Genomic DNA, 1,019 nt, shown 5'->3' with positions numbered 1-1,019 from the left:
ATTTGCCATAATGGATGACCCAGGTCTGCTATAAAGCTTTTTACCGAATCCACTGACACATTAGCCGCTTTTGCTAAAACAGCTATAGGTACAAATGGTGGTAGTACTGCCAATCCAGTACAAATGTTATCAATGCTCTCACGATAATTAATGGGGAAGTCATTCTTTATTCTAATAATTGACTCTTCTAACTGCCTCTCAATTAAATCTTCAACCGTTAAAACTCTCGAATTAAAGGAAAGCAACAGATGGTCCAATGATGGTATTTGTAATGACATGGCATTAGACTGAACCCGAGGGTTTCCACCGGTCAAGCGATTAAATTCCGTAGCTTGCTCTATAGTTGCACAAACATATTTCCCTCTTAAATTCTCTAGTGTCTCCTCATTTGAAAATGGAGATAATTTAATTTTATTTACAGAGTGGGGTGGATCAAGAAGATCTAATCTTTCAGGTCTGCAAGTAAATACCAACCGGCAATTTTCGGGTACAATTTCTTTTAAAAGTTGATTAGCAAAACACGTTCCACCTTGTTCTTCAGCCGCCATTTCCGCATTGTCAGCCGCATCAAAAATTAATACTAAAAGAGCTTCTTCATCCTGAGATGATAGCACAGAACACGCTTCTCTAATTCTATTAAGGAAGGCCCTAATCCAGTATTCGTCTGGCTCATTTCTTGATGGTATAATTTGATCACATAAGCTATCTTTCGCTAGCGTATTTATTATCTGAGAAAGGGCATATTTTACTTCATGTCTTTTGGCGCTTGTTCTACGATAGCTGCCATTACCAAAACAGTCATATGCAACTACTATTGATGGCTCATTGAACTCAGCAGAGATATTACTGCTTAGTATTGATTTTCCGACACCTCCATTTGCAGTAATTATTGTGTGTGTTCTGGCGTTCTTTATTGATGTAGCTATATTGACTTGTTCGTTTCTAGCAATATAGCGTGAAACGGGTTCAAATAATGGTGGTGCTGGAAAAAAGTCATCGAAACTTATTACATCAAATGC

Annotated in this window: 1 protein-coding gene; it reads right to left on the bottom strand. The window is 37.8% G+C overall.

What is annotated here, in order from left to right:
* Positions 1 to 1,019: hypothetical protein (locus PG892_RS22330; RefSeq protein ID WP_270825915.1), on the bottom strand; the 1,019-nt coding region annotated here is incomplete at both ends.

The sequence above is a fragment of the Aeromonas sp. QDB68 genome (genome assembly GCF_027707405.1).
In the GTDB taxonomy this organism is placed as follows: Bacteria; Pseudomonadota; Gammaproteobacteria; order Enterobacterales; family Aeromonadaceae; genus Aeromonas; species Aeromonas caviae.
The sequence above is the reverse complement of the archived record's forward strand: the minus strand, read 5'-3'. Positions and strand labels throughout refer to the sequence as shown.